General features: G+C 63.1%; 6 protein-coding genes. All 6 read right to left on the reverse strand.

Annotation, left to right across the window (positions count from 1 at the left end):
* A partial coding sequence (locus VZ95_RS08855) for a hypothetical protein (protein WP_045775531.1) occupies positions 1–386 on the reverse strand: 386 nt, incomplete at its 3' end.
* Positions 383–1,198, reverse strand: a complete 816-nt coding sequence (locus tag VZ95_RS08860; RefSeq protein WP_052711620.1) for a CheR family methyltransferase — start codon at positions 1,196–1,198, stop codon at positions 383–385. The genes VZ95_RS08860 and VZ95_RS08855, both read right to left, overlap by 4 nt.
* A gap of 10 nt (positions 1,199–1,208) precedes the next feature.
* A complete protein-coding gene (locus VZ95_RS21805; protein ID WP_052711621.1) occupies positions 1,209–2,915 on the reverse strand; it encodes a methyl-accepting chemotaxis protein in 1,707 nt (568 codons plus the stop codon).
* A gap of 47 nt (positions 2,916–2,962) precedes the next feature.
* On the reverse strand, positions 2,963–4,660 hold the full coding sequence (locus VZ95_RS21810) for an adenylate/guanylate cyclase domain-containing protein (RefSeq protein WP_052711622.1): 1,698 nt from the start codon (positions 4,658–4,660) through the stop codon (positions 2,963–2,965).
* Positions 4,657–4,998, reverse strand: a complete 342-nt coding sequence (locus VZ95_RS08875) for a hypothetical protein (RefSeq protein ID WP_045775532.1) — start codon at positions 4,996–4,998, stop codon at positions 4,657–4,659. Before VZ95_RS08875 ends, VZ95_RS21810 begins: the two co-directional genes overlap by 4 nt.
* Before the next feature lie 151 nt (positions 4,999–5,149).
* Positions 5,150–6,840 (reverse strand): chemotaxis protein CheA (locus tag VZ95_RS08880; RefSeq protein ID WP_198148180.1); only part of this gene is annotated, 1,691 nt, incomplete at its 5' end.

Below are 6,840 nucleotides of genomic sequence, written 5' to 3' on the forward strand. Positions count from 1 at the left end.
GGGGGGAGCGCGGCGCGGTGGCTGCGCAGGAGACCATCCAAACGCTCAGTCAGACTCGAAGGATCGATGGCGCTCGCGGCGCTGCCTGCGGGGAGGAAGAAGATTCTCTCTGCCGGAACACCCGCGAGCGGAGGGAGAGTTTCGCCCGTGCCGACGAGGATTATCTGCGCGGCCGGGTGCTGGCCGAGCAGGGCGAGCACCTCCAACGCGCGCGGGCACAGCGATTGCTCGACGATCAGCAGATTGGCGGCGGCCAGCCGGGCGGCATCGGCAAGGGCGGCCCCTTCGCCGACGATCTCGACGCCGACCTGTCGGCGCAGCAGCTGCCGCAGCACCAACCGCAGAAATTCCGTTTGAACGATCAGCCCGGCGCGGATTGCCATCATGCCCCGCTTTCGGCAGGCCAGTGCAGAATCTGCGGGTGCGCGTCGGTCATCGGCACGAAAATATTCGTATAGCGCAGGCGCTCGGCGGGGCCGAGCAGCAGCACCGTTCCGGGCTTTGAAGCGGCGACCAGGGTCGCTTCGGCGTGGCGGCGGCTTTCGTCGCTGAAATAGATCAGCGTATTGCGGCACGAGATTAGATCGGCGGTGAGCGCCGGGGTGAGCGGGCGCATCAGATTATGGGTTTGGAAGGTGATCTGAGCGCGCACCTCCGGCACCACGCGCCAGCGGTTCGCCTCCCCCGGCAGTGCTTCGAAATAGCGCCACGCGGCTTCCGGCAGGGCGCGGAAACTATTGAGGCCGGGTTTCCAGGAATATTTGCCCGCAACCGCTTCCGCGACCGATTCGGCGCTGAGGTCGCTCGCGAGGATTTTCCCCGCACAGCCGCTGTCGCGCAGCAGAAACGCCAGCGTATAGGCCTCCTCCCCCGTGGCGCAGCCTGCGCACCAAAGCTGCAAGGGCATCCCACCCGCCCGCTGGCGCAATGCCGGAAGAACGTAGCGCGCGACGACGCTTAATTGATCGTTGTGGCGGTAGAAGAAGGTTTCATGCACCAGCATGGCCTCAATCAACCGCTGCCACACCGGATCGCTTTCCGGCGCGGCGTGCAGATGATCGGCCAAAAGCTGCCGCGCCAACGGCGAGCGGTCGGCGAAGAAGGCCGATAGCCGGTCGTGCTGCAAGCGCGGGCTTAGGCCGTAGCGCGCCTCGATGAGCGCCGTCACGCTCACCTGGGCCGCGTCGCCGCCGGTCATGATGGCGTTCTTACTTGGTTTTGAACAAATCGACTTGTTTGCGTTGATCGTCCGCCAATTGCGACAGTTGGATCATGGTGGCGGTGATTTCCTCCGCTGCCACGGCATTACCGGAGGCGATGCCGCGCAACTCGGTCACATTGCCTTCAATCTGGGAGACGATGGCCTGCTGTTCTTCCATCGCTACCGCAATCGAGCGGATCATCTGACTGGTTTCCGAAACCTCGCCCGCGATGGAATCCATCGTCTGCTTTACCAGCATCGAGGCGGAATGGCCCGCTGCGGCATCGGCGGTTGCTTGTTCGACGATGTCGGTAATCTGCTGAGCATTCTGAGCGGCGCTTTCGGCGAGCTTCCCCACTTCCTGCGCCACGACAACGAAGCCCTTGCCGTGCTCACCCGCGCGGGCGGCTTCGATGGCGGCGTTCAGCGACAGAATATGGGTGCGGTTGGCGATCCCGGCGATTACCTGCGTGATCTGGCTGATCTTGCGGCTGTTTTGCGCGATCTTTTCGACAATGCGCGATAGTTCATCCGCCGAGCCGCGCCCGCGTTCGACCAGATTGGCGGCAAGAATCCCCTTATCGTTGGCCACATTGACGCTGCTGGAAACCATGCGGATGGCTTTCGCCGATTCGGTCAGCGACTGGGTGACTTGGCCCACGGCATTATTCTGGACGCGCGCGCCGCCGGAAACTTGGCCCACCGCCGCGCTGGCTTCGGCGACCGCAACCGAAACCTGCCGCGTTTTCTGGCCGATTTCGCGCAGGGTATTATTGCTGCCTTCGACCAATTGATTGATCTGCGCGCCGATATTGCGCAGGAAGCCGGTTTTATTGTCCAGATTCACGCGCACGGTTAGATCGTTGCGGGCGGCCTGGGCGATAACCTCGCCGATCTCGATGGTCACGGCTTCGGCAGTCATGGCGACTTTGATCTTTTCGGCGTTTTCGCGGAAGACCAGCAGTGCCCGGCCCATCGCGCCCAACTCGTCGCCGCGCTCGGCTTCGGGCAGGTCGAAACTGCCGTCGCCGGTGGAGAGTTTGGTGATCTTGGTCGTGAGTTGTTTGATCGGGGAAACGACGCCGCGCAGCACGATCAGCAGGGCGAGGATCGTGATGACAAGAATCACCGCCCCGAGGGCAATCACGGTGCTACGGATCGTCTCGTTGGTTGCGGCCACCTGTTTTGTCACCGCGTCATTCGCGGCGGCTTGGAGTTGGTCCGCCGTTTCGTTCATCGCATTCAAGGCGGGCAGTAGGGCGGCGCGGGCGTTGGCGGCCCAATAGGCGGTCGCGCCGTCGAAATCCTGGGCGAGCTTCAGATCGACCGTCGGCTTGACCGATTTTTCCATGGAGGCGAAGGCTTGTGTGACCTTCTCCAACGCTGGGGCCTGGTTCGGGGCCAAAACGGCCAACTCGTCCCGGCGCGGGGCGATGAGCGCCAGCGTGCTGCGCAGCCGGTCGGCGCTGGCGGTGAAATCGGCGCTTTCCCGTTGCAGCAGCATCAGATTGGCGACGCGACCGCTTTCGGACAAAACTGCGGCGAGATCTTTCGAGATAAACCGGGCACGCAACTGGGTTTTCACCAGTGCTTCGAAGGATTTATTCGTTTCCGTCAATTCCGTTACGAGAACGAAGGTGGAGCCGATCAAAACCGCGATCAGCAGACCGATGGGAAACAGTAGTTTCTCTCTGATCTTAATCGAACGAAACATAGGGTGTCTCCAGAAAACCGGGGGTCAGCACGGTCGGGGCAGCGGGATTATTCATGATAGGTCCAAACCCCCGTCCAAACTTTGGGCGGGGCGGTAAGCAGGGTTCGGCAGCGCTCCTGGATGAGCGCGCTCGGCCGGTCGTCGGGGGCCAGGGTTAGCACGTGATCGAGACGCGCAAGGGCAATGGACCAATTGCCGTCGCAATAGGCTTGAAACCCCTGCGCATAGGCATCGAACATCTCTTGATTGACGGGGGTATCGGGGCTGAAAACCTGATGCAGCACCGTTTCCGCCGATTGGCCTTTGACCTGCACCCGATCGATCAGGCGCACGGTCACGGGGCGCTCCAAGCGCGCCAGCGTTTGCCCGCAAATCATGAATGGCGCGCCGTAATGTTTGGTCAGCGATTCGATGCGGGCGGCGAGGTTCACCGCGTCGCCGATGACGGTATAGTTCGAGCGCGTCGGCGAGCCGATGCTGCCCGCGATCACCTGGCCGGTGCTGATACCGATGCCGATCTTGATCGCCCGGTGCCCGCGTCGCTGCCGGTCCTTATTCAGCACCTCCAGCGCGGCTAGCATGGCAAGCCCCGCCTGCACGGCGCGGTCGTGATCTTGGCCCAGGCGGGCGGGAACGCCGAACAGCGCCATAATCGCATCGCCGATATATTTATCGATAACGCCGCCGCTCTGCTTAATCACGTCTTCCATGAACGAAAAATATTCGTTCAGGGTTTCGACGATTCCGGCCGCACCCAACTCCTCCGACAAAGTGGTGAAACTGCGGATATCGGAGAAGAGAATCGAAGTTTGTTGCAGCGTGCCACCGAGATTGAGCGACTGCCCGGCGAGGATTTGCGTCGCAACCGTATCCGACAGCGTGCGCGACAGAATGGTTTTGAGCTCCTTTTCCCGCGTGGCATCTTCCAGTAATACGAGAACTTGGGTTTCGCCCTCCTCAAGGCTGAGGCGCGAGGCGGTCAAGCGCAGGGGCCGCCACGCACCATCGGGCAGGGCGAAGTCGGTCAGTTCCGGCCCAAAGGGCGCGCCCGTGGCCAGCACATCGCGCAAATCGGCCAAAACCCCCTCGTTATACTGGTCGAAGAGCAAATCGAGCGTCAGCGCCTGCGGTACCGCACCCTCGCGGCCCAGCAGGCGCAAGGCGGCGACATTGGAAACCCGTAGCCTTCCTGCGCCGTTGAAAACGAGCACGCCGGTCTGAAGACCGTTCAACAGCGCATCGAATAACAAAGTCTGCGCCCCGGTGCTGGCGGGTTCGCCCGGAGCGAGGGGAGCTTCCTCCTGTGCGACTGACGGGGTTTCGTCTAATGCGGGCAAATCCAGCACGCTGCGCATGGTCCGAACGATTTCCGAGCCCTTGCGCGCTTGGAGATCAAGACTAATCGAGCCCGAGGGCTTTTCCAGAACGGCGGCCGCGCCCAAGCGCAGGGCCTCCGCCGTTTCAGCCGTCCCCGCGCCGCCAAGGGCAGACAGGATGACGATTTTCGATTTGCTGCGTAACCCCAGCCGCCGCATCGTTTCAAGGCCCGACATTTCCGGCATTTCGATATCGAGCAGCACCAGATCGGGCTTGCAACTGCGCACCTTTTGCAGCGCGATGCGCCCGTCTTCCGCCGTATCCACCACCTCGAAATCGGGATCGCTTTCGACAAGTTCGCGCACGAGGCGGCGCATGATGAAACTATCGTCGACGATCAAAATACGCTTTTTGGCGAGATCGTTCATGCCGTCGCCCCTTCTTGAAACGGCGACCGCGCCGCGCCCGTCAGCGCGCGCAGGAACTGCCGCCGCCCTGGAATATCGCTGAGCTGCGGGGTGAAATTCTGCCGCAGGCGCAGTAGAAACCCGCCGCTGCCATCATAAACCAAACGGTCGAACATACGTTGAAACCCCAAAGGCGCGCGCGGCAGGGGTAGGAATTCGGCCTCGAACCCACCGCGCAAACCTTCCACCCCATCGACGGCCAAAATTGCGCAAACCGGCCCTTCCGGTTGCCGCCAGAAAATATGGACCGGTGCCCCCGTGCCGTTGGGAGTGAGGCCAAGCAGCCGCCGGGCATCCACTGTGGGCAGCCAGCCGTCGCGGCGGACGCGGTGGAACGAGCGCCGACCGCTCGGCGCGTCCGTCGTGGGGGTCGATTCCGCCGATATTCTCGCCGGGAAGCAGAATGCGGTAGGGGCCGCAGCGGACGTGGAGATAGCGGAACTCCATCGCTTATTCCGCCGCCTGGGGGGGCACGCGCATGCCCGGTACAATGGCCCGGCGCGCAAGATCGGTCAGGCCTTCGGGATCGACCACCAGCACGATCCGGTCGGTCCCCAGGGTCGAAACGCCGCCGAGGCCGGGAAGCTGGGCGATGCGCGGGTGGGTTTCCCGAATCAGCATTTCGTGACGGCGCAGAATACGCGTGACTTCCACCCCGTAGCGGAAGCGCCCGGAGGAAACGATAATGACGGACAAATCACCATCCTCCACCCGGTCGGTCCGGGTCGGGATTTGCAGCAGGTCCGTCAGTCCGAACAAGGGCAGGAAGCGATCGTGCCGCAGAATAGCGCGCTGGCCGTTGACGTATTGAATGGCGTCGCGCGGCACGGTCGCGGCTTCCACCACCATGCGTTCGGGGAAGGCCACCGTTTGAACCGAAGTTTCGGCCAGCAGCACGGTCTGCATCGCCGCCGATAGCGGCATATCGAGCCGGAAGATCGTGCCTTGCCCCAGCACCGTGCGCACGTCGATCCGCCCACCGAGGCGGGAGATATTGATAAGCGCCACATCCATACCCACGCCGCGCCCGGAGGTTTCGCTAACCGTCTCGGCGGTGGAAAAGCCGGGGGCGAAAATGAAGCGGTTGATCTGTTCCACCGAAAGTTTGCGGCTATCGGCATCGGTCGCGAGCCCTTGAGCGACGGCGCGCTGGCGCACGCGCTCGCTGTCGATCCCCCGCCCGTCATCGCGGATTTCAATGACGATGCGGTTGCCGTGCTGCTCGGCGCTGAGGCGAATATGGGCCAAGGGCGGCTTACCGGCGGCAATGCGCTCGGCGGCGCTTTCGATCCCGTGATCGACCGCGTTGCGCAGCATATGCATGAGCGGATCGGCGAGCAGCTCGGTCATCCCCTTATCAACCTTGATACCATCGGCGCGGGCTTCGAAGCGGATTTGCTTGCCTTGCTCTTTGGCAAACTCGCGGATCATGCGCGGGAAACGGTTGAAAACGATATCGAGCGGAATGACGCGCAGCCCCAGCGTCGCCTCGTGGATCAGGCTGACCAGCCGATGCACTTCGGCTTCGACCTGGGAAAGATCATTCTGCTGGCGCTGAAGAATTTCGATCGCGGGCAGCAGCGCCGGTTCCTTGATCGTCGCGTGGTCGGCGAGGCGTTGGAGCGTGGCCGGTACCTGCGAATCGACGATCAGCACGTTCAAGGCGCTGCTGATGCTGAAGAACTCGCCGATGCGCCCAAACAGCCGGTCGAGGATTTCGACGGGCACGCGCACCTGATTGTCGGCGGGGTCGCTGGTTTTGATCTTGCTGGCGCTGCGCGGCGGCGACCAGGGCGTTTCGAGCTTATCGTCCACCAAGGCGCGGGCCTCGACGACGGCGAGATCGGGATGGGCCGCCAGAAGATCGGCCTGCACCGCCGCGGGGGTTTCCCGGCTCACCAGAAGCAGGGCGGCAGCCTCCACCCCACTTTGATTGAACGCGCGCGCCGAAATGGCCCCCATGCGGCGGGCCAGCCCGGTCAGGAATGGCCCGCGCTCGAGCGGGGCGGGCAGGGCGACCGTGAGCCCGATAATCTGCCGGTCGCCGCCGCTAAGCATGTCGGCGAAGGGGGCGAGGGCGCTTTCCGAAAGATCGCCCAATTGCGCGGGGGCGATGCCGCGATCTTCCAGCAGTTTGGCAA

Origin of the sequence: Elstera litoralis, from assembly GCF_000963705.1 — a bacterium.
Lineage (GTDB): Bacteria > Pseudomonadota > Alphaproteobacteria > Elsterales > Elsteraceae > Elstera > Elstera litoralis.